Here is a 23,743-nt window from a genome sequence, read left to right as displayed (position 1 = left end):
ACTAGATAAAAATTCAAACATAATGGAGATTGGATAAATGAAAAAGCTATTCGCATTTTTCTCATTGATCATGTTGAGCCTTTCAGCTCACGCTGCGAAATTTAACGAAGGTGAACACTACAAAGTTCTCGATCTAGAAGCATCAAAAAAACCAATGGTGACAGAGTTCTTCTCTTTTTACTGCCCACACTGTAATAGCTTTGAGCCAATCATCCAGCAGCTAAAACAACAGCTACCTAAAGACGCTAAGCTACAGAAGAACCATGTATCATTCATGGGTGGCAACATGGGTCTGCCAATGAGCAAAGCTTACGCGACCATGATTGCACTGAAAGTTGAAGATAAAATGGTGCCAGTGATGTTTAACCGCATCCACACCATGAACAAGCCACCACGCGATGAAGCAGAACTGCGTCAAATCTTCCTAGATGAAGGCGTTGATGCTAAGAAATTCGATGCGGCATACAACGGCTTTGCAGTAGATTCTATGGTTCGTCGTTTCGACAAAGCATTCAAAGACAGCGGCTTGTCAGGCGTTCCAGCAGTTGTAGTAAACAACCGCTACCTGATTGACGCTCAAGGCATTAACTCTCTCGATGAGTACTTCGAACTGGTTAACTTCTTATTAAAGAAGTAAGGTAATGATTAAAGGAAGCTTCGGCTTCCTTTTTTTTGCTTGTTCAAAAATCATCATTGATAAATAATTAACCTGGAAATTTAAAGCTTTACTGCTATTAATAACCCGTCCTAAGAACCGGTGGGCAAGGAGCCCTTGAATGAAAATAAAAATAACTCTTCTCGCATTGAGCGTTGCAGCCTCTCCCGCTTTTGCCAAGCTTGCAGACGAACAAGGTTTCAGTGGTGAAATATCTATCAATACCGGGGTTGCCTCTTCCACCTCAAACTTTAATACCGATGCTGATAGCACCATTTCGTCAAATACACAGAAAGCCTCATCTGAGAGCTCATTTCTTGTCGCACCTTTAGGCAGTGTCGCTTACACCTTTGGTGAGAAGCTAAATCACCAGGTGTACACAGGTACTGCTCGTGATGATGTGGCAACCGGTACTGTAGTGCTGGAGGTTGGCTATAAATACCAACTAGAGTCAGGCATGACCATCGACGCGTCACTTCTGCCAACCATCATGTCAGGTGAGACTTGGGCAAACCCTTACGCTGAAGGCATTTCTCGCACCAAAACTGATGAGACCGGCAACGCCTTTCGTTTGAAATTAAGTAGCATCGCAGGTTCTGCATTCTCGCTAGACATGGCTTACGCGACTAAAGACGTGGAAGAAGATCAGGTTGAAGAAGCTCTCAAACGAGATGCCAATACGCTCTACTTGAAAGGTCAATATCGCCTGCCACTCAGTCGTACCATGATGCTTATTCCATCCGTTATCTATCAAACACGTGATGCTGATGGTAAAGCTGAGTCTTACGACCAATTCGGTGGTGAGGTAAGCTTATTTGGTGGCATGGGGCGTCACCAGTACGCACTAACAGCGGGTTACAACCAACGCTCTTACGATGCCAGCAGCATTACTTTCCAAAAGAAACGCAGCGACGACAATATCAACCTATTCGCCGCGTATGAATATGAGCAATTCATGAACTGGGACAACTGGTCATTTGTTTCACTGGCGGGCTACGGCACCAGCGACTCGAACATTACCTTCTACGACGAGTCTCAATATATCGTTTCAGTTGGCCTGAACTACAAGTTCTAGTTAGGCATCACTACTCGCTCATAACCATTAGTTCATAACAATTGGTTCATAACAACGAAAGCCTGCATAAAAAGCAGGCTTTCTTGTTTTTATACCAATCACAGTAAATAAATGACCCGTTGTTTACTACGATTGGTATGACTACACAGCTTGAGCTGAAAGTTGTTTCAGCAAGCGATCCATCGCTCGATAGCCAAGCGCCTCCGATAAATGCTTCTTTTCAATCTGCTCATTACCCTCTAAGTCTGCAATAGTTCGCGCTACCTTGATGATTCGATGATAGGCACGAATCGATAAACCTAATCGATGCAGTGCGGTCTCGAGAAACTCCGCATCTTCGCGTCGCAATGGGCAATACTTTTCAATTTCTCGGCTACCTAACAGTGCATTCGACTTATGGTTTCGAGATAACATCAACTCACGAGCATGCTTAACCCTTTGCTTCACGACTTGAGTGGTTTCTCCACGATCGCCTCCTTCGGCTAACATACCTTTGGGCAATAGAGGGATCTCCAATGACATATCGAATCGATCCAGCAAGGGGCCGGATAAACGATTGAGATAACGCAGGATAATTTGCGGGTTCGCTCGAGCTTGATTGCCCTCGTAATAACCTGTTGGGCTTGGGTTAAGTGCACCGACTAATTGAAAGCGAGCCGGAAAACGAGTCTTACCCGCGACACGGGAGATAATGATTTCACCCGACTCTAGCGGCTCTCGCAGTGAATCAAGCACCTTACGCTCAAACTCTGGCATCTCATCAAGAAACAATAAGCCATTATGCGCCAAAGATATCTCACCGGGGCGAGGTATCGAGCCACCACCGACCAATGCTGCCATCGAACTCGAATGGTGTGGAGAACGGAAAGGTCGTTGTTTCCAGTTGTATTGATTGATCTCTTGTTGCGTTAAAGAAGCCACCGAAGCCGTTTCCATCGCCTCGTCATCACTCATCTCAGGTAACAAATCGCGCAATCGAGAAGCCAACATGGTTTTTCCAGTTCCGGGCGGGCCGAGAAAAAGCAGGTTATGGTTGCCCGCTGCGGCGATCTCCAGTGCTCGCTTACCTTGCTGCTGGCCAATAATATCTTGTAAGTCACGATTATCAGACACATCGACATGATGATGCTCGGTTCGATATAAACCAAGCTGAGCCTGGCCACACATATCCGCACAAACCTCTAGCAAGGTTTGCGCTGATTTATGAGCCCCCTTGCCGACTAAGGCTGCCTGATCACCATTGTGGTGTGGAACCACTAAGCATCGTTCGACACTATCGGCGGCTAACGTCGCAGGCAGAACGCCCTTTACCGAGCGAAGTTCTCCTGACAATGCCAACTCACCGATAAATTCATGTTGAGCTATTTTTGATGTCGGAAGCTGATCTGACGCCACCAAAATCCCAAGCGCGATTGGCAGATCAAAACGGCCTCCCTCCTTAGGTAAATCAGCAGGCGCGAGGTTGACCGTGATCCTTTTCGATGGAAATTCAAAGCGAGAATTGATGATGGCACTCCTGACTCGATCTTTAGATTCCTTGACCGTCGTTTCAGGTAGCCCCACCAATGTAAACCCAGGCATACCGTTGCTTATATGCACTTCAACGGTCACTTCTGGTGCCTCTACTCCCACACTAGCCCGGCTGTGAATTATCGCGAGTCCCATAACTTTCCTTTGTCTTTGATTTAAAAGTATTCGCTCTGGGTATTCGTTGCTCACCAAAGCGATAAGGTTGTTATATAGCTTGGTGGAATGGTGTTTTAATGTGAAAAAAGAATGACATTTTCCTTGTCATACTGCAGATTTGTGTGATAACACTAGAGATGTAGACTTTTACTGAAGACAATAAACGAGAAAACTCGAATATTATGATTTTTAACGCTCGCATTTACGCACTGATTAACCTGATTATCGTAGTCATTATTAAGACTGCGCGGGGGCGAGTGGGAAGAAAGTAACCACGAATTAGAAAAAACCCCCGCACTGAAAAGTCCGGGGGTTTTTTCTAATTTAGCGATTCGATTTTTATAATTTTTATTATTTTCGGCCTTGCCGATTTACAGGAAGAATGGGAGCACAAGATGTGCAAAGACAACGGAAACAATGACCAAAATAAAGGTAATACGGAGGGATTACGATGAAAGGCGCAGAACTAGTCGTATCCGCACTCAAGCAACAAGGCATTGAGATCGTATTTGGTTACCCAGGTGGTGCCATCATGCCAATCTACGATGCACTTTATGACGGCGGTGTTGAACACATCCTTTGTCGCCATGAACAAGGTGCTGCAATGGCTGCCATTGGTATGGCGCGTGCAACACAAGACGTGGCTGTTTGTATGGCAACATCAGGCCCAGGCGCGACTAACCTAGTAACAGGTCTTGCTGATGCCTTTATGGACTCCATCCCACTCGTCGCTATCACTGGTCAAGTTGCTAGCTCCCACATCGGTACCGATGCATTCCAAGAAATGGATGTGATTGGTATGTCTCTGTCATGTACTAAACACAGCTACCTCGTTACCGATATTGAAGATCTTGCGCCAACATTGGCTGAAGCATTTATCGTTGCAAAAGCAGGGCGTCCCGGTCCGGTTATTGTCGATATCGCTAAAGATGTTCAACTAGCCGAATCCCCTGTAAAAATTCTTCCTGAATTTACACCACCAGCCATTCCTGTTGTGACAACGGATGCTATTGAACAAGCTCAATACTTCCTGTCTCAAGCGACTCGTCCTGTTTTATACGTAGGTGGTGGCGTTCAACTGGCGAAAGCAACCGATGCAGTTCGCGAGTTTTTACGCCTTAACCCAATGCCGGCCGTAAGCACACTGAAAGGCTTAGGCACTATCGAACGTGACGACCCGCACTACCTTGGCATGCTTGGTATGCACGGCACTAAAGCCGCTAACCTAGTGGTTCAAGAAAGTGACCTGTTGATTGTTGTTGGCGCTCGTTTTGATGACCGAGTAACAGGTAAGCTTGATACTTTTGCTCCTCACGCAAAAGTTATCCATATCGATATCGATGCGGCAGAGTTCAGTAAACTGCGCCTTGCTGATGCGCCAATTCGCGGTGACATCAACAAGATCCTGCCTCAACTAGAACTGAGCCAAGACATCTCATCTTGGGTTCACCACTCAGAAGGCCTTCGTAGCTCATTCAAGTGGCGCTATGACCACCCTGGTGATCTGATCTTTGCTCCACTACTGCTAAAGCAGTTATCAGACATGATGCCAGCAAGCTCTATCATTTCGACGGATGTTGGCCAACATCAGATGTGGGCCGCTCAGCACATTCAGCCTCGCGATCCTCAAAACTTCATCACCTCAGCCGGTCTAGGCACTATGGGCTTTGGTTTACCAGCCGCTATGGGTGCATCGGTTGGCCGTCCTGATGACCAATCGATTCTTATCTCTGGTGACGGTTCATTCATGATGAATATACAAGAGCTTGGCACGCTAAAGCGTCGTCAGATCCCAGTGAAGATGGTGCTTCTGAATAACTCTCGCTTGGGCATGGTTCGCCAATGGCAATCTCTGTTCTTTGATGGCCGACACAGTGAAACCATCTTGGATGACAACCCTGACTTCGTCATGCTCGCGAAAGCATTTGATATCCCGGGCAAAACCATCACGCGTAAAGAAGAAGTAGAGCCAGCATTGAAAGAGATGCTAGAAAGCAAAACCGCTTACCTACTTCATGTTCTTATCGATGAAGAAGAAAACGTATGGCCATTAGTACCGCCAGGTGCTTCAAACAGTGAGATGTTGGAGAACACATAACATGAAAAGATACCTATTAGACATCAAAGCCGATGATAAGCCAGTACTACTAGAGCGTGTTCTTCGTGTTATCCGTCACCGTGGCTTCATCGTTAAGCAAGTCGCGGGCACTCAAAACCACGAAAGCAAGGTGGCGAGTGTAGAGATCATTGTCGACAGTGACCGTCCGATCTCTTTTTTGGTAAACCAAATCGAAAAGCTGTGGGATGTACGTTCCGTTGACGTTATCTCTATCAGTCGTAATGAATTGCCAAACAACAACTTACAGCAAAAGATAAACGCATAAGGAACCGCAAACATGACAGCTAAAACAGCAGACTATATTTGGTTTAACGGTGAAATGGTTCCTTGGGCAGAGGCGAACGTTCACGTCCTGACTCACGCAATGCACTACGGTACTTCTGTGTTTGAAGGCGTTCGTTGTTACAACACGCCAAAAGGGCCGGTAATCTTCCGTCACCCAGAGCATGCAAGACGCCTAAAAGACTCAGCGAAAATCTACCGCTTCCCTATTCCTTTTACTGAGGAAGAAATTATGGAAGCGACTCGCGAAACGCTACGCCAAAATAAGCTACAGTCTGCGTACATACGCCCACTGGGCTTTGTCGGTAACGTTGGTTTGGGTGTCTGCCCGCCAGAAAATACTGAGATGGATCTGATCATCGCTGCGTTCCCTTGGGGTTCTTACCTAGGTGAAGAAGCGCTAGAGAATGGTGTAGATGCGATGATTTCAAGCTGGAATCGTGCCGCGCCAAATACTATCCCTACCGCTGCGAAAGCTGGTGGTAACTACCTATCTTCATTACTGGTTGGTGGTGAAGCTCGTCGTCATGGTTACGATGAAGGTATCGCACTGAGCGTCGATGGTTACCTTTCAGAAGGTGCTGGCGAGAACATCTTTGTGATTCGTAATGGTGTGTTATCAACGCCACCAGCAACCAGCGCGATTCTACCGGGCATCACCCGTGATTCAATCATGACACTAGCAAAAGACATGGGTTACGAAATCCGTGAAGAGAACATTGCTCGTGAAGCGCTATACCTTGCCGATGAAGTATTCATGACAGGCACAGCTGCAGAGATCGTTCCGGTTCGCAGTGTAGACAAAATTACAGTAGGTGAAGGCAAACGCGGTCCTATCACTGAAAAAGTTCAAGCAGCTTACTTTGGTTTATTCAATGGAACCACTGAAGATAAATGGGGCTGGTTAGACTACGTTTATCCAGCAGACCATGCGTCAGAAAGCCAAACACAAACAAATAAGTAAGCAACAGCCAAATATTTTATAAGGATTTAAACAATGCCAATCTATCGTTCAGCAACGACAACCCACGGACGCAACATGGCTGGTGCGCGCGCTTTATGGCGTGCAACTGGCGTTAAAGATGATGACTTCGGTAAGCCGATCATCGCGGTTGTAAACTCTTTCACTCAATTTGTTCCAGGCCACGTTCACCTTAAAGATATGGGTCAGCTGGTTGCGGGTGAAATCGAGAAAGCGGGTGGTATCGCAAAGGAATTCAACACCATCGCAGTCGATGATGGTATCGCAATGGGCCACGGCGGCATGCTGTACTCACTGCCATCACGTGAGCTTATTGCAGACTCAGTAGAATACATGGTCAATGCACACTGTGCGGATGCAATGGTGTGTATCTCTAACTGTGACAAAATCACTCCGGGAATGATGATGGCAGCAATGCGCCTTAACATCCCAGTGATCTTTGTATCAGGCGGCCCAATGGAAGCAGGTAAAACCAAGCTTTCAGATCAAATCATCAAGCTCGACCTTGTTGATGCGATGATTCAAGGTGCCGATCCAACGATTTCAGACGAGCAAAGTGAGCAAGTAGAACGTTCTGCATGTCCAACCTGTGGTTCATGTTCAGGTATGTTCACAGCAAACTCAATGAACTGTCTAACAGAAGCTCTAGGTCTATCTCAACCGGGTAACGGTTCTATGCTGGCGACGCACGCAGACCGTGAAGAGCTATTCATCAACGCCGGTAAACGCATCGTTGATCTAACTAAGCGTTACTACGAGCAAGATGACGAGTCAGCACTGCCACGCAACATCGCAAATCGCGCTGCCTTTGATAATGCGATGGCGCTTGATATCGCAATGGGTGGCTCAAGTAACACAGTACTTCACCTTTTAGCAGCCGCTCAAGAAGGTGACATTGATTTTGATATGGATGATATCGATGAGATGTCTCGTCGCGTTCCGCACCTTTGTAAGGTTGCTCCTTCAACACCGAAATACCACATGGAAGACGTTCACCGTGCTGGTGGTGTAATGGCGATTCTAGGTGAGCTTGATCGTGCTGGCCTACTGAATAATAAAACTCGCACCGTACTTGGCCTAAGCATGCAAGAGCAGCTCGCTCAATACGACATCATGCAAACAGAAGACGAAGCCGTGCTTAAGTTCTTCCGTGCAGGTCCTGCGGGCATCCGTACCACCAAAGCTTTCTCACAAGATTGCCGTTGGGATCGTCTAGATGACGACCGCAAAGAAGGTTGTATTCGTACCAAAGAAAACGCGTTCAGCCAAGAAGGTGGCCTAGCGGTACTTTCAGGTAACATCGCCGTTGATGGTTGTATCGTTAAGACCGCGGGTGTTGATGAAGAAAACCTTAAATTCCAAGGCCCTGCAATCGTATTCGAAAGCCAAGATACGGCAGTAGAAGGCATCTTAGCGGGTAAAGTAAAAGCAGGCGAAGTGGTTGTCATTCGTTACGAAGGTCCTAAAGGCGGCCCGGGTATGCAAGAAATGCTCTACCCAACGACTTACCTAAAATCGATGGGTCTAGGCAAGTCTTGTGCTCTTCTAACCGATGGTCGTTTCTCTGGTGGTACATCAGGCCTTTCTATCGGTCACGCTTCTCCAGAAGCAGCAAGCGGCGGCGTAATTGGTCTAGTGAACACAGGCGATATCATCACTATCGATATCCCTAACCGCTCAATCACGCTTGATGTGGCTGAAGATGAACTAGCAGCACGTCGTGAAAAACAAGATGCATTAGGCTGGAAACCAGAAAACCGTCAACGTGAAGTGTCTTTCGCACTGAAAGCTTACGCAAGCATGGCGACCAGTGCCGACAAAGGCGCTGTGCGTGATAAGTCTAAGCTTGAGGGCTAACTATGAGTGATGACACCTCCAGTCCCAAAAAACAAAGTGGCGCAGATTATCTGCGCCAGATCCTGAGAGCACCGGTTTACGAAGCGGCAATCGTGACACCTCTGCAAGATATGCCACGCTTAAGCGCTCGTATCGGTAATCAGGTTCAGCTAAAACGAGAAGACCGTCAGCCGGTACACTCGTTTAAGCTGCGCGGTGCTTACAACATGGTTTCAAGCCTTTCTGAACAACAGAAAGCAGCCGGTGTTATCGCAGCATCCGCAGGGAATCACGCACAAGGTATGGCGTTATCTGGCTCTAAGTTAGGTATTCAAACCACAATCGTGATGCCGAAAACGACACCGGATATCAAGGTTGATGCAGTACGCGGATTTGGCGGTAAGGTCGTTTTACACGGCAGTAATTTCGATGAAGCGAAAGCGGAAGCGGAACGTCTGTCGGCTGAACATGGCTTCACCTTTGTTCCTCCTTTCGATCACCCACTGGTGATTGCTGGGCAAGGCACTATGGGTATGGAGATGCTGCAGCAAAACGGCCACATGGATTATATCTTTGTGCCGGTTGGTGGTGGTGGCTTAGCCGCTGGTGTTGCAGTGCTTATCAAACAACTGATGCCAGAGATTAAAGTGATTGCGGTAGAGCCTGAAGACTCGGCTTGCTTGAAAGCAGCACTGGATGCGGGTGAACCAGTGGTACTGGATCAGGTCAGCATGTTTGCTGATGGTGTTGCGGTTAAACGCATTGGTGAAGAAACCTTCCGTCTTTGCCAACAGTACATTGATGGTCATATTACCGTCTCTAGCGATGAAATCTGCTCTGCGGTAAAGGACATCTTTGAAGACACCCGTGCGATTGCTGAGCCTTCAGGAGCGCTTGCTCTGGCTGGCCTTAAGAAGTTTGCAGAACAAAACCAACTGCAAAATAAGCAACTAGCAACGGTACTGTCTGGTGCGAACACCAACTTCCACGGTCTACGTTATGTCTCTGAGCGTTGTGAATTGGGTGAGAAGCGAGAAGGTCTACTTGCGGTAACTATTCCAGAGCGACAAGGTGCGTTCCTAGAGTTCTGTAACATTATTGGTGGTCGAGCGGTGACTGAGTTTAACTACCGCCACAACGACGAAAGCCTGGCGAATATCTTCGTTGGTGTACGTCTACAAGGTGGACAAGAAGAACTCGAACACATCATCAATGACTTACGTGAGGGTGACTACGCGGTTGTCGACTTGTCTGATGACGAGATGGCAAAGCTGCACATTCGTTACATGATAGGCGGTAAACCATCGAAGCCATTGAAAGAACGTCTTTACAGCTTTGAGTTTCCTGAATACCCAGGTGCATTGATTAAATTCCTTGATACCTTAGGGACTCACTGGAATATCAGCCTGTTCAACTATCGTAACCATGGTGCCGACTACGGTCGAGTGCTGTGTGGCTTCGAACTCGGTGATGATGATTTAGCTCAGTTCTCTACACACTTAGAAGAACTTGGCTACCAGTGCAAAGATGAAACAGACAACCCTTCCTACAAGTTCTTCTTGTCTTAAGAGTTAAGCTATCGAACCAAAAGAGCGAGTATTTACTCGCTCTTTTTATTTGAACGCTTTCAGGTAAAACCTCACACGATCCTATTTCAAATAGATCATTAAAGTGCTTTACGATGATCCAACCAATCTTGGTGCAGCTGTTCACTTGATCCTAGATATTTGACCATCCATTCGATCAATTTATGGTTGTCATCTTTTCTCCAAACCAAACAACAGTGACTCTGCGGGCTAGGCTCCGGTAGTATTTTTTCCACAAGCAAGCCTTGCTCGATAATAGGCGCGGCAATATGCCTTGGCATGTAACCCACCCCAACACCATTCTTGAGGCACTCTATCGCACTGTACCAATTAGGTAATAGAAGACGTCTCTGACTCGCATAGTGGCCAGTATGACGCTTAGGCAGTACGCTAGAAGTATCATCCAAACAGATCGCGGGATACTGGCTAACAAAGGCTTCATTAAGGTTTTGCTCTCGCACACACGGGTGACTGGGTGACATCACAAATGCCCAATCTAACCGCCCCATATCCTTAACTTCAAAGTCACCGCCAACCGGAATCGCCGAAGTGGCTCCAATGACGACATCGGCCCTGCCCTGTGCAATGGCTTCCCAAGAACCATTAAACACTTCCATGTTGATCTGCAGCTCAGCGAACTCAAAGGTTTGATAAAACTCTTCAATCATCGGCTTCATCTTGTCGAGCTTAACCACGTTATCAAGGGTTAGACGTAAGGTTTTCTTCCAACCACGCGCAGCTCGGCGAGTTTGCGCACTGAGTTCTTCCATCTGTCTCAGCAGTTGACGAGCCTCTTCAATAAACAACTCCCCAGCAGGCGTCAGCTCTACTTTTCTTGGTAAGCGTCTGAAAAGTAGAACATCAAGCTCTTGCTCTACCTGCCTAACCCCATAGCTGATCGCCGATGGTACTTTGTGCAATTGCTCTGCAGCCGCAGTAAAGCTGCCCAAGCGAGCAACGGTATCAAGCATTTCTAACGAGGATTTAGAGAACATAAGCCTTCAAATTTTTTGATTGATAACTACATATTTTAGCGTTTTATTTTATCAGCTCTGAAAAATAGAATGTCAGCATAAATAAACAGGGGTTCTTACTCCTGATTATCTAACAATTTTTTTGATGATAAAAACATCACTACCTTTAGTTTAATGGCATTTTATGAATATTTCTAAATTTCAATTGGTCTACCTTGCAGTTCTTTCCATGCTTGGCTTTATTGCGACCGATATGTACCTTCCTGCATTTAAGGCAATGGAAGTCGATTTTGCAACCGGCCCTGAGCAGATTGCTCTGTCTCTAACCGTATTCCTTGGTGGTATGGCAATGGGTCAGCTTCTTTGGGGTCTGGCGAGTGACAAGTATGGTCACCGTAATACGCTAGCGGTTGGTCTTGTTATCTTTACTGCAGCTTCATTCGGCTTAGCATTCAGTACCGAAGTATGGCACCTACTAACGCTGCGCTTCATTCAAGCGATCGGTGTGTGTGCGCCTGCGGTAATCTGGCAAGCAATGGTTATTAAGCGTTACTCTCAAAGCAGCAGCCAGCAAATTTTTGCGACTATCATGCCTCTAGTAGCGCTATCTCCAGCATTAGCACCGCAACTGGGTGTGTTACTAGCGGACAGCTTTGGTTGGCACAGTATCTTTATCACACTGACGCTAATGGGTGCATTGTTGATCGCAACGACCATGGCTCAACCAAAAGAAGCGCCAGAAGTAAAACAAACGTCGATCAAAACCGATATCAAAGCACTGCTTCATTCAAAGCCTTACATGGGTAATGTGTTGATGTTTGCTTCAGCGTCAGCAGCGTTCTTCGCTTACCTAACCGGTATGCCAGAGATCATGGCTCAACTGGGTTATGAAGCAAAAGACATCGGCTTGAGCTTTATTCCACAGACAATTGCATTCATGGCGGGTGGTTACTTCGGTAAGCAGGCAGTGAAGAAGTATGGCGATGGTGTCGTACTAAGAAATCTTATTGGTTTGTTTAGTGTTGCCGCATTACTGATTTTCATTGCATCACAATGGGAACTGACTTCGATCTGGCCTCTACTAGCACCTTTCTGTCTAATTGCCGTAGCGAATGGCGCACTTTACCCAATCGTAGTAAACCGTGCCCTATCAAGCGCGAAACAGAGCCCTGCGACAGCGGCTGGCTTACAAAACAGCCTGCAAATCAGTATTAGTGGCCTAGCAAGTGCATTGGTTGCAGCAATGGCAAGCCAAGCACTAAGCGCAACAGGAATTGCGGTAGTGATTTGTTTAGGTGCATTGTGGGTTGGCTATATTGTTTCGAACAAAGAGCTTTCTGAACACTTCGCAACGCCGGATAACTCTCGAGTGGTTGCTGACGATAAGCAAGACTAGTTTATCGTTTAACGAAAACAAAAAAAGAGCGAGTAATCTCGCTCTTTTTTTATATCTAAAGTTATTTAGAAAGCAGCCAGTAGCATTGCTACTGGCTTGTATCAGAATATCTTTTGGACGTTAGTACTTACTTCTTAGTTGGACGTTTCCAATCAGCAATCTTACGTTCTTTAGCACGACTGATAACTAACTCATTTTCAGCAACATCACGAGTTACTGTAGAGCCAGCACCAACGGTAGCGCCATTACCAATAGTAACTGGAGCAATTAATTGACTATCTGAGCCAACGAATACGTCATCGCCGATGATGGTCTTAAACTTGTTTGCGCCATCATAGTTACAAGTGATAGCACCAGCACCCACGTTTACGCGCTGACCAATTTCAGCATCGCCTAAGTACGTTAGGTGATTCGCTTTAGAGCCCTCACCAAGGCGAGTGTTCTTCACTTCAACGAAGTTACCAACGTGCGAGTTATTACGCATGTCAGCACCAGGACGTAGACGAGTGAAAGGACCAACCGTACAGTCTTCACCGACCGTTGCACCTTCAATTACACTGTATGGACGCACGATGGTGTTGTCATCGATCTCACAGTCTTTCAATACACAACCGGTACCGATAACCACGTTGTCGCCAATGCTTACGCTGCCTTCGATGATAACGTTAGTATCAATCTCAACATCCATACCGCACTGCAATTCACCGCGTAGATCAAAGCGGCTTGGGTCACGTAGCATAACGCCTTGCTTCAATAGTTTGTCTGCTTGCTCAGCTTGATAAGCGCGCTCTAGACGGGCCAGTTGAGAGCGGTCATTCACGCCTTCAACTTCAATTGGGCTTACTGGGTGTACAGCTTCTACAGCACGACCTTCATCGTGAGCCGCTGCAATAACGTCAGTCAGGTAGTATTCACCTTGTGCGTTATCGTTGCTTAAGCCAGACAACCAACGCTTCAGGTCACCACCAGTAGCCACCATAACGCCAGTGTTGATCTCTTTGATAAGCTTCTGCTCATCCGTTGCATCTTTCTGCTCAACGATAGCCACAACAGGGCCATTACGACGAATAATACGACCGTAGCCCATTGGGTTGTCTAACACGACCGTAAGTAGCGCGATGCCACCGTTTGGTTGAGCGTCTAATAGGTTTTCAATGGTTTGAGGTGAAATCAATGGAACATCACCGTATAGCACCAGGACTTTTTCATCATCAGCGAAATGTGCAGATGCCTGATCCACAGCGTGGCCAGTACCCAACTGCTCAGCTTGCAGTGCCCAGTTTACCGATTCTTCAGCTAAAGTAGCCTTCATCTGATCACCACCGTGACCGTAAACCAAGTTGATGTTTTGAGCGCCTAAGCCGTTACAAGTATCAATAACATGTTTAACCATCGGCTTACCTGCAAGCGTGTGCAGAACCTTTGGTGTGTTTGAATACATGCGAGTGCCTTTGCCCGCTGCGAGAATTACCGCGCTAAACTTCATTGTAAACCTATCCAACATTATTTTTATTAAGCCGATATTGTAACCGTTTTTAGCTAACAAATTAAATTGTAATAGCTATTTAACCAGTACTGATACGTAAAAGGGTCATCATTAGTCCTCAATGTGTAACCACATTTCAGGGCGGGATAACCTAAAAATGCAAAAAGGCGACCCTTAGGTCGCCTTTATCTCAGAGTCAGTAATCTTATAAAAGATTAACGACGCTGTTTTGTCAGTTCGATAACTCGTAACTGAGCAATGGCTTTAGCCAGTTCACCGGCCGCTTGTGCGAAGTCTATATCGCCATGCTGATTTTGGATATTCTCCACAGCCTTGCGTTTAGCTTCTTCCGCCTTTGCTGCGTCTAGTTCTTCACCACGGATAGCCGTATCAGCCAGTACAGTCGCTGTACCAGGTTGAACTTCTACCATACCACCAGAAACATAAATAATTTCTTCGTGGCCGTGCTGCTTAACAATACGCACCATACCAGGCTTGATAGCGGTCAGCAGTGGAGTGTGACCATGGAAAATACCAAGCTCACCCTCACTACCGGTCACCTGAAACGTCTCAACAAGGCCTGAGAAAATTTGTTTCTCTGCACTTACAACATCTAGGTGAAAGGTTATTGCTGCCATATCGCCTCCTAGTTAGCCTTATAGCTTCTTAGCATTCTCAATAGCTTCGTCAATTGCACCACAGTACATGAACGCTTGCTCTGGAATGTCATCGTATTCACCAGATAGAAGACCTTGGAAGCCACGTAGAGTCTCTTTAAGAGGTACGTAAACGCCTGGGTCACCTGTAAATACTTCCGCTACGTGGTAAGGCTGAGTTAGGAACTTCTCAATCTTACGAGCACGAGATACAACTTGCTTATCTGTTTCAGATAGCTCATCCATACCTAGGATAGCAATGATATCTTTCAGCTCTTTATAGCGCTGAAGAGTAGACTGAACGCCACGAGCGATGTCGTAGTGCTCTTGTCCAACTACCAATGGATCCAGTTGACGTGAAGTAGAATCTAGCGGGTCGATCGCTGGGTATAGACCCATAGATGCGATATTACGGTTAAGTACTACCGTTGCATCTAAGTGAGCGAACGTTGTTGCTGGAGACGGGTCAGTCAAGTCATCCGCAGGTACATATACCGCCTGTACAGACGTGATAGAACCAGCTTTAGTTGACGTGATACGCTCTTGTAGAACACCCATTTCTTCAGCTAGTGTAGGTTGGTAACCTACCGCAGAAGGCATACGACCTAGAAGTGCTGATACTTCAGTACCTGCTAGTGTGTAACGGTAGATGTTATCAACAAACAGTAGAACGTCACGACCTTCGTCACGGAAGCGCTCAGCCATTGTTAGACCAGTCAGTGCAACACGTAGACGGTTACCTGGTGGCTCGTTCATCTGACCGTAAACCATCGCTACTTTTGATTCTTCAGGGTTTTCGATGTTTACAACACCAGCTTCCTGCATCTCAAAGTAGAAATCGTTACCTTCACGAGTACGCTCACCTACACCTGCAAATACAGATAGGCCTGAGTGTTGAAGTGCGATGTTGTTGATAAGTTCCATCATGTTAACGGTCTTACCTACACCAGCACCACCGAATAGACCGATTTTACCACCCTTAGCGAATGGACAAATCAAGTCGATTACTTTAACACCAGTTTCTAGAAGAGAAGTCTCGTTAGACTGCTCTTCGTAGCTTGGAGCTTCGCGGTGAATTGCGTAATGCTCTTCAGCACCGATTTCACCACACTCATCAATTGCGTCACCTAGGACGTTCATGATACGACCAAGTGTCTTAGTACCTACTGGTACCGAGATTGGAGCGCCAGTATTTTCAACTGTCAAACCACGACGTAAACCATCAGAGCTACCCATTACGATTGCGCGTACTACGCCACCGCCAAGTTGTTGCTGAACTTCAAGAACTAGACGTTCTGTCACTTCATTAACATTCAGAGCATCGTATACACGAGGTACTTCGCCCTGTGGGAACTCTACGTCGACTACCGCACCAATGATCTGTACGATCTTACCTGTAGCCATCGTTAATCCTCTAACTATTTAGTTTTACCTAAGCTTAAACCGCAGCTGCGCCTGAAACGATCTCAGAAAGTTCTTGTGTAATCGCCGATTGACGGGCTTTGTTATACACAAGTTCTAAGTCATCAATAATGTCACCAGCGTTATCTGTTGCTGATTTCATTGCAATCATTCGAGCTGCTTGCTCACAAGCAAGATTCTCGACCACACCTTGATACACTTGAGATTCGACGTATCGAACTAATAGTGCATCTAGTAGTGGTTTTGGCTCGGGCTCATAAATGTAGTCCCAAGAATGACTGCGTTTCATTTCTTCGCTGTCTGATTTAGGCAAAGGAAGTAATTGATCGATCGTTGGTTCTTGAACCATAGTGTTTTCAAATCTGTTAAACACTACGAACAGGCGATCCAATTCACCTTCATCATATTTCTTCAGCATAACGCTTACAGAGCCAATCAAGTCTTCAAGGCTTGGACGATCGCCCAGACCAGAAACTTGAGCTGCTACTTTCGCGCCGCTGTTATTGAAAAATGCTGTTGCTTTAGTACCTACAATTGCAAGTTCTACATCAGCACCTTTCTCAGACCAATCTTTCATGTCGTTCATAGCTTTTTTGAACAAGTTAATGTTCAAACCACCACAAAGACCACGGTCTGTAGAAACGATGATGTAACCAACACGTTTGGCTTCACGTTCCTCAAGATAAGGATGCTTATACTCGAGGCTACCATTAGCCAAATGACCGATCACTTTACGCATTGTTTCTGCATATGGACGAGTAGCTTCCATTGCGTCTTGAGAACGACGCATTTTCGAAGCTGCTACCATTTCCATTGCTTTCGTAATCTTCTGTGTGCTTTTAACACTACCGATTTTATTACGTATCTCTTTTGCGCCGGCCATCGTTACTCTCCGTTAATGGTATGAGGTGGCCCTAAGACCACCTACCAATTACCAGGTCTGGGTTGCCTTGAAATCGTCAACAAGCTTCTTCAGCTCAGCTTCGATTTCTTTGTTGAAAGCACCCGTTGCGTCGATCTGTGTTGCTAGATCAGCGTATTGACCACGAGCAAACGACAGTAAAGCAGCTTCAAAATCTAGAACTTTTGACAGTTCTACGTCTTGAAGGTATCCACGCTCTGCAGCGAAGATTACTAGAGCTTGGTCAAATACAGACATAGGAGCATATTGTTTCTGCTTCATCAGTTCTGTAACTTTTTGACCGTGGTCTAGTTGCTTTTTGGTCGCTTCATCAAGATCCGATGAGAACTGTGCAAATGCTGCTAGTTCACGGTATTGAGCTAGAGCAGTACGGATACCGCCAGATAGCTTCTTGATGATTTTAGTCTGCGCCGAACCACCTACACGAGAAACTGAGATACCAGGGTCAACAGCTGGACGTACGCCCGCGTTGAATAGTTCAGTTTGTAGGAAGATCTGACCATCAGTAATCGAGATTACGTTCGTTGGTACGAATGCAGATACGTCACCAGCTTGCGTTTCGATGATAGGAAGAGCGGTTAAAGAACCAGTCTTGCCTGTCACTTCACCGTTAGTGAACTTTTCTACGTATGCTTCGCTTACACGAGCAGCACGCTCTAGTAGACGAGAGTGAAGGTAGAAAACATCACCAGGGAACGCTTCACGGCCAGGTGGACGCTTAAGTAGTAGTGAAATTTGACGGTAAGCTACCGCTTGCTTAGATAGATCATCATAAACAATCAGTGCATCTTCGCCGCGATCACGGAAGTATTCACCCATCGCACAACCAGCATACGGTGCAAGGTATTGCAGCGCAGCAGATTCAGAAGCAGATGCAACAACAACAACAGTGTTAGCCAGTGCGCCGTGCTCTTCTAGTTTGCGAACTACGTTAGCAATAGTCGACGCTTTTTGGCCGATAGCTACGTAGATAGAGAAAATACCAGAGTCTTTCTGGTTGATAATCGCATCGATCGCCATTGCTGTTTTACCAGTCTGACGGTCACCGATTACTAGTTCACGTTGACCACGACCGATAGGGATCATTGAGTCAACTGACTTGTAACCAGTTTGAACAGGTTGATCTACCGATTTACGGTCGATTACACCTGGTGCGATAATTTCTACAGGCGAAGTTAGTTTCGCTTCGATAGGACCTTTACCATCAATTGGCTCACCTAGCGTGTTTACAACACGACCAAGCATTTCAGGACCTACTGGTACTTCAAGAATACGACCAGTACCTGTAACTTTCATGCCTTCCTGTAGGTCAGCATACGGGCCCATTACAACAGCACCAACCGAATCACGGTTCAAGTTTAGTGCTAGCGCGTAACGGCCACCCGGTAGTTCGATCATTTCACCTTGCATCACGTCCGCTAGGCCGTGGATGCTAAGGATGCCATCGCTTACAGAAACGATAGTACCTTCATTGCGAGCTTCACTAACAACGTCGAAAGATTCAATACGTTGTTTAATTAGATCGCTAATTTCAGTGGAATTAAGTTGCATGCTCCAATCCCCATTAAGACTGCAATGCATCGCTCAGGCGGTCTAAACGACTGCGCGCTGAGTTATCGATGACTAGGTCTCCGGCTCGAATAATAACTCCACTAAGTAGAGTCTCATCTATACTGCAATTCAGCTGAACTTTGCGCGCTAGGCGCAGTTCCAATTTGCTGATGATGCTTGTGCGCTGTTCTTCAGAAAGTTCAACCGCTGAAGTAACGTCAACGTCGATTTCTTTCTCGTGCTCTTGTTTAAGCAATAAGAACTGTTTACAAACATCAGGAAAGGCCATTAAACGACCATTCTCTGCCATCACTTTAATTAAGTTTTGGCCGAATTCATCAAATTGTTCGCCACAAATTACAATGAATATTTCAGCTAACTTTTCAGCAGTCATTGAACTGCTTAATAAATTATGAACATCATCATTTTGTGCCACTTCGGCAGCAAAAGTAAGCATTTGACCCCATTGGTCTAGCTCACCTTTATCTACCGCAAAGTCAAACGCTGCTTTAGCATAGGGGCGTGCGATTGTAGTCAAATCAGACATATACAGCCCCTTGCTTTAAAGTTTTGCAGTAATGTTGTTAAGAAGATCATTGTGTACATCTTTATCGATTGTACGCTCAAGGATTTTCTCAGCACCAGCTATAGCCAGAGTTGCGACTTGTTTGCGCAGGTCATCACGGGCACGTGTGCGTTCAGCTTCAATTTCAGCTTCAGCTTGCGTTAAGATCTTCTGGCGTTCTGCCTGAGCCTCTTCGCGAGCTTCATCAATAATTTGAGCTTTACGTTTGTTTGCCTGATCAATAACCTCAGTTGCAGTGCGCTTCGCTTCCTTCATTTGCTCAGAAGCGTTGGCTTGTGCCAGGTTCAAGTCTTTAGCAGCGCGTTCAGCGGCTACAAGACCGTCAGCAATTTTCTTCTGACGTTCTTCAATTGCTTGCATGATTGGTGGCCATACATATTTCATGCAGAACCAAACAAACAGCGAAAAAGCAATTGCTTGACCTAACAGAGTTGCGTTCATATTCACAACAGCTACTCCTCGTTAAGAATCAACTACAAAAATTTAATTAACTATTAAGAGTTAATTAGCCTGCTAGCTGACTTACAAATGGGTTAGCAAACGTGAATAGTAGTGCGATTACGATACCGATCATTGGAACAGCATCCAGTAGACCAGCGATGATGAACATCTTAACTTGTAGCATTGGAGCCATTTCAGGTTGACGCGCAGCGCCTTCTAGGAATTTACCACCAAGAATAGCAAAACCAATTGCAGTACCTACGGCACAAAGACCAACAATGATAGCAACAGCGATTGCTGAAAAACTTAGTACAGTTTCCATTTACGTTCTCCGATTAACATTAATAGTTAGAATAAAGCTTAAAAATTTTTTTAGTGATCACTATCTTCATGGGCCATTGATAGGTAAACGATTGTCAACATCATGAAAACAAACGCTTGAATCAAAATAACCAAGATATGGAAGATAGCCCAAGGTAGTGCACCTACCCATTGTAAGTACCACGGTAGCATTGCCGCGATAAGAATAAACACCACCTCACCCGCAAACATATTACCAAATAAACGCATACCTAGAGATAGTGGCTTCGCTAATAACGAAATTACCTCAAGCACCAAGTTAAATGGAATCATGATTGGGTGATTAAATGGATGCAGTGCCAATTCTTTAGCAAATCCGCCTAAGCCTTTTACTTTGATGCTGTAGTAGATCATCAGAGCAAAAACACCTAAAGCCATTGCCATTGTTATATTTACATCAGCTGTAGGAACCACTTTCAAGTAAGGGATACCTAGCCAATGCTCTGCAGGATACGGTAAGAAATCGATAGGCACTAAGTCCATCAAGTTCATTATGATAATCCAGCAGAATATAGTCAGTGCTAATGGAGCTACCAGAGGATTGCGGCCATGGAAAGTTTCTTTAACGTTGTCGCCAACGAATTCCACTACCATTTCAACAAAACACTGAAGCTTACCAGGTACACCTACTGTTGCTTTCTTAGCGACTGAGCGAAAAACCCAAAGGAATAACACCCCTGTCAGCACAGAAAAAAACAGACTGTCTATATGTACGTTCCAGAAACTTGTTTCCTCTACAAGACCAAACTTAGCTAAAGAAAGGTTTTGTAAATGGTGTTCAATGTATCCGGATGCTGTTGGCGCAGCCATAACTCATCCTATTTTTTATTGTTAATGAAAAGCACTGGCGCAAAGATATTAATACCTAGAACCAGTAAATAGGTCAGTTTGAGGGGAATTAATTCCACCTGCATATACATGTAGACAATAGAGAATAGTAAAACTGTGATTAAGATTTTGAGCACTTCGCCAGCATAGAACGACGCCGCAACTAACTTAGTTGCACGAGCTCCACAAAATAGGAAAGCACACACACAAAAAACTACATTCGCGATGACAAAAATACCGCCACCGATTAATGCAGCAAAACCCCAATCAGGATTAACAGCTAAACCTAACCCTATCGCCACTAATATAACCGCGCTAAGCTCGATCAATAACATTTGCTTTGCAAGCACTCGTCCTGGTCTTGCTAACGCCGCTACCATGTATTCGTTCCTCTTTAAGCCCACTTTACCACTCGCTTATAAGCGTGCTGAGAAATTGGCGAAAATTATACGTTCAGCCAAATTGATTGCAATCACAATGCAGCAATCTTTTACATTTTTGCATACAAACCGACAACTTTTGTACGAAATTACTTGTTTATTACATAATTGACCTAAATCAATTATCTCATTTAGTACTCTAGTTTAGCAATAAGTTGCTCTAATTTGTGAGGCTCATCAAGAGTAATCGTCACTTTTGACTTACCGCTAACAGAACGAGTAACTGAAACGTTTGCTTGCAATTTTTCCGTGAGTCTTCGTGAAAGTTCGATAGCTTCTGTGTCTTCAGGCTTCGATTCTGGTTCAACGTCTGGTTTTAAGCACTTTTTGACAAGCTGCTCAGTTTGACGAACGGTCATTTTTTTGGTTGCCGCAGTGTTTGCTGCTTCAATCTGGGTATCACCTTCAAGCGCAAGCAATGCCCGAGCATGACCCATTTCCAGTTGTTTATTAGAAACTAAACCTTTTACTTCATTTTCTAGCTGATTTAGACGTAATAAGTTACTAACCGTTGCTCTCGATTTACCGATCACTTCGGCGACTTGTTGATGTGTCAGCTCGAACTCGTTCTGTAAGCGCTCTAGCGCTTGTGCTTCTTCGATAACATTCAAGTCTTCACGCTGAATGTTCTCAATCAATGCCATCGCAATCGCAGCTTTGTCTTCAACCTTCTTGACCAAGCACGGCACCTGTTTTAAGCCAGCTTGACGCGCAGCTCTCCAACGGCGCTCACCAGCAATAATCTCATATTGTCCATACGCTAAAGGGCGCACTACGATAGGTTGAATAATACCTTGAGATTGAATAGATGCGGCCAGCTCTTCTAACGCTTCTGGCGCCATATCCTTACGCGGTTGATATACGCCTGGCTTCAAGCTACCAATGGCAATCTCTGTGAACTCGCCTTCTGCAGACAAAGCCTGACTATGAGAAGCAACTTGTTGTTTTTCACGAGCCAATGAGCTAGTTGCAAGCAATGCATCTAACCCTTTTCCTAAACCACGCTTAGACATTGAGCGAATTCCTTTGGTTAGACCTATACTGGGACTTCTTCACGACGCAACATTTCGCCTGCAAGAGCAAGATATGCCTTAGCACCTGCGGAATACTTGTCGTAGTACATTGCTGGCTTGCCATGACTCGGCGCTTCTGCCAAACGTACATTTCGAGGGATCACAGTTCGGTAAACTTTGCTACCGAAGTGTTTTTTGAGTTGATCAGAGACTTCATTCGATAAGCGGTTACGAGGATCATACATTGTCCGAAGAAGACCTTCGATCTTCAGATTCTCGTTTACTACCGCAGCGAGCTTACTGATGGTATCCATCAACGCAGTCAAACCTTCCAAAGCAAAATATTCACATTGCATTGGAACCAATACGGAATCGGCCGCAGCCATCGCGTTGATTGTAAGAAGGTTTAATGAAGGTGGGCAATCAATAAAGATGAAATCATAGTTGTCGCGAATGGATTCGAGTGCGTTTTTTAAACGAACTTCACGAGCAAATACTTCCATTAACTTGATTTCTGCCGCAGTCACATCACCGTTTGCGGCGATGAGGTCATAGTTGCCAGATGTACTTCGGCAAACTACCTCATCAAATGGGGTGTCTTCAACCAGCAAATCGTAAGCAGTTGCTTCAACTTGATACTTGTCGACACCGCTCGCCATAGTGGCATTACCTTGAGGATCGAGGTCAACAACCAATATCTTGCGTTTTGTTGCCGCCATTGATGCTGCCAAATTAATGCAAGTTGTTGTTTTTCCTACGCCGCCCTTCTGGTTGGCAATTGCTACGATTTTACCCACTATGGCCTCGCTGATTATCCCTGACGCGATAAAGTAACTAGATGACGCTCTCCATCAAGCTCTGGCACTTGCAAAGCTTTAATGTCTGTCACTGAACACCATTCAGGTAACAGGTCGATTTCGTCTCTAGGATGTTGTCCCTTAAGAGCCAAAAATACACCGGATTGCTCTTTAGGTAAATGGTGACACCACTCTACCATGTCTGTCATTGACGCAAATGCGCGACTGAGCACGGCATCAAACTTTTCTTCGGGTTGAAATTCTTCAACACGACTTTGAACCGGTACCACGTTGTCGATGCCCAATTCATGAATCACTTGTTTAATAAAACGAATACGCTTACCTAGGCTATCGAGCAAGTAAAACTCGCAGTCAGGGTTCATGATTGAGAGCGGAATCCCAGGAAGACCAGGGCCTGTACCTACATCAATAAAGCGCTTGCCTTGTAAGTGAGTGCTAACAATGATGCTATCTAAGATATGTTTCACCATCATTTCTTGCGGGTCACGAACTGACGTTAGGTTGTAAGCCTTGTTCCACTTGTTCAGTAACTCAACGTAGCCAACCAATTGGCCACGTTGCTTTTCAGATACTTCAAGTTCAGTCTGGCCAATCAGGTGATCCAGTTTTTCGCGTAATGCGCTCATTAT

23 protein-coding genes are annotated in these 23,743 nt (G+C 45.6%); 8 read left to right on the top strand and 15 right to left on the bottom strand.

The annotated features are described in order from the left end of the window. The first annotated feature begins 37 nt into the window (after positions 1-37). Complete coding sequence (locus tag AACT19_RS23070; protein ID WP_004735755.1) at positions 38-637, top strand: thiol:disulfide interchange protein DsbA/DsbL; 600 nt, start codon at positions 38-40, stop codon at positions 635-637. A gap of 139 nt (positions 638-776) precedes the next feature. Then, positions 777-1,730 carry a DUF2860 domain-containing protein gene (locus AACT19_RS23065; protein WP_065682719.1) on the top strand — a complete coding sequence of 318 codons (954 nt, stop codon included), beginning with the start codon at positions 777-779 and terminating at the stop codon, positions 1,728-1,730. 141 nt (positions 1,731-1,871) lie between these two features. Here the strand turns inward: AACT19_RS23065 and AACT19_RS23060 are convergent, their stop codons facing one another. Further along, entirely contained in the window at positions 1,872-3,395 is a 1,524-nt protein-coding gene (locus tag AACT19_RS23060; protein WP_017095707.1) for a YifB family Mg chelatase-like AAA ATPase, read from the bottom strand. 472 nt (positions 3,396-3,867) lie between these two features. Here AACT19_RS23060 and ilvG point away from each other — a divergent pair, with 472 nt between their 5' ends. Genes ilvG through ilvA form a run of 5 tightly spaced genes read left to right on the top strand, consistent with a single transcriptional unit; the run spans position 3,868 to position 10,203 of the window. Beyond that, positions 3,868-5,514, top strand: coding sequence for an acetolactate synthase 2 catalytic subunit (ilvG, locus tag AACT19_RS23055; protein ID WP_017107540.1), 1,647 nt, complete (start codon positions 3,868-3,870; stop codon positions 5,512-5,514). A gap of 1 nt (position 5,515) precedes the next feature. Next, positions 5,516-5,800, top strand: a complete 285-nt coding sequence (ilvM, locus tag AACT19_RS23050) for an acetolactate synthase 2 small subunit (RefSeq protein ID WP_017077311.1) — start codon at positions 5,516-5,518, stop codon at positions 5,798-5,800. 12 nt (positions 5,801-5,812) lie between these two features. Further along, the gene (locus AACT19_RS23045) at positions 5,813-6,781 is read left to right on the top strand and encodes a branched-chain amino acid transaminase (RefSeq protein ID WP_004735750.1); all 969 of its coding nucleotides are present in this window, start codon (positions 5,813-5,815) and stop codon (positions 6,779-6,781) included. Positions 6,782-6,814: 33 nt separating this feature from the next. Beyond that, positions 6,815-8,656 carry a dihydroxy-acid dehydratase gene (gene ilvD, locus AACT19_RS23040; protein ID WP_076648948.1) on the top strand — a complete coding sequence of 614 codons (1,842 nt, stop codon included), beginning with the start codon at positions 6,815-6,817 and terminating at the stop codon, positions 8,654-8,656. Between the two features lie 2 nt (positions 8,657-8,658). Continuing rightward, entirely contained in the window at positions 8,659-10,203 is a 1,545-nt protein-coding gene (gene ilvA / locus AACT19_RS23035; RefSeq protein ID WP_017087280.1) for a threonine ammonia-lyase, biosynthetic, read from the top strand. 98 nt (positions 10,204-10,301) lie between these two features. On the opposite strand, the gene punR is transcribed toward ilvA, so the two are convergent. Next, entirely contained in the window at positions 10,302-11,216 is a 915-nt protein-coding gene (gene punR / locus AACT19_RS23030) for a DNA-binding transcriptional activator PunR (protein ID WP_004735746.1), read from the bottom strand. 163 nt (positions 11,217-11,379) lie between these two features. On the opposite strand from punR, the gene punC reads away from it, so the two are divergent. Next, on the top strand, positions 11,380-12,591 hold the full coding sequence (gene punC, locus AACT19_RS23025) for a purine nucleoside transporter PunC (RefSeq protein WP_017090728.1): 1,212 nt from the start codon (positions 11,380-11,382) through the stop codon (positions 12,589-12,591). 127 nt (positions 12,592-12,718) lie between these two features. On the opposite strand, the gene glmU is transcribed toward punC, so the two are convergent. From glmU to rsmG, 13 genes are all read right to left on the bottom strand, one after another. Then, positions 12,719-14,077 (bottom strand): bifunctional UDP-N-acetylglucosamine diphosphorylase/glucosamine-1-phosphate N-acetyltransferase GlmU, encoded by a 1,359-nt coding sequence (gene glmU, locus AACT19_RS23020; RefSeq protein ID WP_065608163.1) that lies wholly within the window; start codon positions 14,075-14,077, stop codon positions 12,719-12,721. Positions 14,078-14,292: 215 nt separating this feature from the next. Continuing rightward, positions 14,293-14,715, bottom strand: a complete 423-nt coding sequence (locus AACT19_RS23015) for a F0F1 ATP synthase subunit epsilon (RefSeq protein ID WP_004735742.1) — start codon at positions 14,713-14,715, stop codon at positions 14,293-14,295. 18 nt (positions 14,716-14,733) lie between these two features. Beyond that, on the bottom strand, positions 14,734-16,137 hold the full coding sequence (gene atpD, locus AACT19_RS23010) for a F0F1 ATP synthase subunit beta (RefSeq protein WP_017073834.1): 1,404 nt from the start codon (positions 16,135-16,137) through the stop codon (positions 14,734-14,736). A gap of 34 nt (positions 16,138-16,171) precedes the next feature. Beyond that, positions 16,172-17,038 (bottom strand): F0F1 ATP synthase subunit gamma, encoded by an 867-nt coding sequence (gene atpG, locus AACT19_RS23005; protein ID WP_017073833.1) that lies wholly within the window; start codon positions 17,036-17,038, stop codon positions 16,172-16,174. Between the two features lie 48 nt (positions 17,039-17,086). After that, entirely contained in the window at positions 17,087-18,628 is a 1,542-nt protein-coding gene (atpA, locus tag AACT19_RS23000) for a F0F1 ATP synthase subunit alpha (RefSeq protein WP_004735737.1), read from the bottom strand. A gap of 13 nt (positions 18,629-18,641) precedes the next feature. Beyond that, positions 18,642-19,175 carry a F0F1 ATP synthase subunit delta gene (gene atpH, locus AACT19_RS22995; RefSeq protein ID WP_004735736.1) on the bottom strand — a complete coding sequence of 178 codons (534 nt, stop codon included), beginning with the start codon at positions 19,173-19,175 and terminating at the stop codon, positions 18,642-18,644. A gap of 15 nt (positions 19,176-19,190) precedes the next feature. After that, positions 19,191-19,661, bottom strand: a complete 471-nt coding sequence (atpF, locus tag AACT19_RS22990; protein ID WP_017077303.1) for a F0F1 ATP synthase subunit B — start codon at positions 19,659-19,661, stop codon at positions 19,191-19,193. 58 nt (positions 19,662-19,719) lie between these two features. After that, positions 19,720-19,977: a F0F1 ATP synthase subunit C gene (gene atpE, locus AACT19_RS22985; RefSeq protein ID WP_004735734.1), complete on the bottom strand. Its 258-nt coding sequence runs from the start codon at positions 19,975-19,977 to the stop codon at positions 19,720-19,722. A gap of 50 nt (positions 19,978-20,027) precedes the next feature. Then, positions 20,028-20,825 carry a F0F1 ATP synthase subunit A gene (atpB, locus tag AACT19_RS22980; RefSeq protein WP_004735733.1) on the bottom strand — a complete coding sequence of 266 codons (798 nt, stop codon included), beginning with the start codon at positions 20,823-20,825 and terminating at the stop codon, positions 20,028-20,030. A gap of 8 nt (positions 20,826-20,833) precedes the next feature. Next, entirely contained in the window at positions 20,834-21,223 is a 390-nt protein-coding gene (locus AACT19_RS22975) for a F0F1 ATP synthase subunit I (RefSeq protein WP_004735732.1), read from the bottom strand. A 191-nt stretch (positions 21,224-21,414) separates the two neighbouring features. Continuing rightward, positions 21,415-22,296: a ParB/RepB/Spo0J family partition protein gene (locus tag AACT19_RS22970; protein WP_017081731.1), complete on the bottom strand. Its 882-nt coding sequence runs from the start codon at positions 22,294-22,296 to the stop codon at positions 21,415-21,417. Between the two features lie 23 nt (positions 22,297-22,319). Beyond that, a complete protein-coding gene (locus AACT19_RS22965) occupies positions 22,320-23,093 on the bottom strand; it encodes a ParA family protein (RefSeq protein WP_017077301.1) in 774 nt (257 codons plus the stop codon). Between the two features lie 14 nt (positions 23,094-23,107). Next, a complete protein-coding gene (gene rsmG / locus AACT19_RS22960) occupies positions 23,108-23,740 on the bottom strand; it encodes a 16S rRNA (guanine(527)-N(7))-methyltransferase RsmG (protein ID WP_017058801.1) in 633 nt (210 codons plus the stop codon). Positions 23,741-23,743: the final 3 nt, after the last annotated feature.

Origin of the sequence: Vibrio sp. 10N.222.47.A9 (genome assembly GCF_963872585.1) — a bacterium.
GTDB lineage: Bacteria > Pseudomonadota > Gammaproteobacteria > Enterobacterales > Vibrionaceae > Vibrio > Vibrio splendidus.
The sequence above is the reverse complement of the archived record's forward strand: the minus strand, read 5'-3'. Positions and strand labels throughout refer to the sequence as shown.

Bases quoted from the DNA above. Each gene is read 5' to 3' on its own strand.
- AACT19_RS23070 (WP_004735755.1), top strand. From the start codon at position 38: ATGAAAAAGCTATTCGCATTTTTCTCATTGATCATGTTGAGCCTTTCA.
- AACT19_RS23065 (WP_065682719.1), top strand. From the start codon at position 777: ATGAAAATAAAAATAACTCTTCTCGCATTGAGCGTTGCAGCCTCTCCC.
- AACT19_RS23060 (WP_017095707.1), bottom strand. From the start codon at position 3,395: ATGGGACTCGCGATAATTCACAGCCGGGCTAGTGTGGGAGTAGAGGCA.
- ilvG (WP_017107540.1), top strand. From the start codon at position 3,868: ATGAAAGGCGCAGAACTAGTCGTATCCGCACTCAAGCAACAAGGCATT.
- ilvM (WP_017077311.1), top strand. From the start codon at position 5,516: ATGAAAAGATACCTATTAGACATCAAAGCCGATGATAAGCCAGTACTA.
- AACT19_RS23045 (WP_004735750.1), top strand. From the start codon at position 5,813: ATGACAGCTAAAACAGCAGACTATATTTGGTTTAACGGTGAAATGGTT.
- ilvD (WP_076648948.1), top strand. From the start codon at position 6,815: ATGCCAATCTATCGTTCAGCAACGACAACCCACGGACGCAACATGGCT.
- ilvA (WP_017087280.1), top strand. From the start codon at position 8,659: ATGAGTGATGACACCTCCAGTCCCAAAAAACAAAGTGGCGCAGATTAT.
- punR (WP_004735746.1), bottom strand. From the start codon at position 11,216: ATGTTCTCTAAATCCTCGTTAGAAATGCTTGATACCGTTGCTCGCTTG.
- punC (WP_017090728.1), top strand. From the start codon at position 11,380: ATGAATATTTCTAAATTTCAATTGGTCTACCTTGCAGTTCTTTCCATG.
- glmU (WP_065608163.1), bottom strand. From the start codon at position 14,077: ATGAAGTTTAGCGCGGTAATTCTCGCAGCGGGCAAAGGCACTCGCATG.
- AACT19_RS23015 (WP_004735742.1), bottom strand. From the start codon at position 14,715: ATGGCAGCAATAACCTTTCACCTAGATGTTGTAAGTGCAGAGAAACAA.
- atpD (WP_017073834.1), bottom strand. From the start codon at position 16,137: ATGGCTACAGGTAAGATCGTACAGATCATTGGTGCGGTAGTCGACGTA.
- atpG (WP_017073833.1), bottom strand. From the start codon at position 17,038: ATGGCCGGCGCAAAAGAGATACGTAATAAAATCGGTAGTGTTAAAAGC.
- atpA (WP_004735737.1), bottom strand. From the start codon at position 18,628: ATGCAACTTAATTCCACTGAAATTAGCGATCTAATTAAACAACGTATT.
- atpH (WP_004735736.1), bottom strand. From the start codon at position 19,175: ATGTCTGATTTGACTACAATCGCACGCCCCTATGCTAAAGCAGCGTTT.
- atpE (WP_004735734.1), bottom strand. From the start codon at position 19,977: ATGGAAACTGTACTAAGTTTTTCAGCAATCGCTGTTGCTATCATTGTT.
- atpB (WP_004735733.1), bottom strand. From the start codon at position 20,825: ATGGCTGCGCCAACAGCATCCGGATACATTGAACACCATTTACAAAAC.
- AACT19_RS22975 (WP_004735732.1), bottom strand. From the start codon at position 21,223: ATGGTAGCGGCGTTAGCAAGACCAGGACGAGTGCTTGCAAAGCAAATG.
- AACT19_RS22970 (WP_017081731.1), bottom strand. From the start codon at position 22,296: ATGTCTAAGCGTGGTTTAGGAAAAGGGTTAGATGCATTGCTTGCAACT.
- rsmG (WP_017058801.1), bottom strand. From the start codon at position 23,740: ATGAGCGCATTACGCGAAAAACTGGATCACCTGATTGGCCAGACTGAA.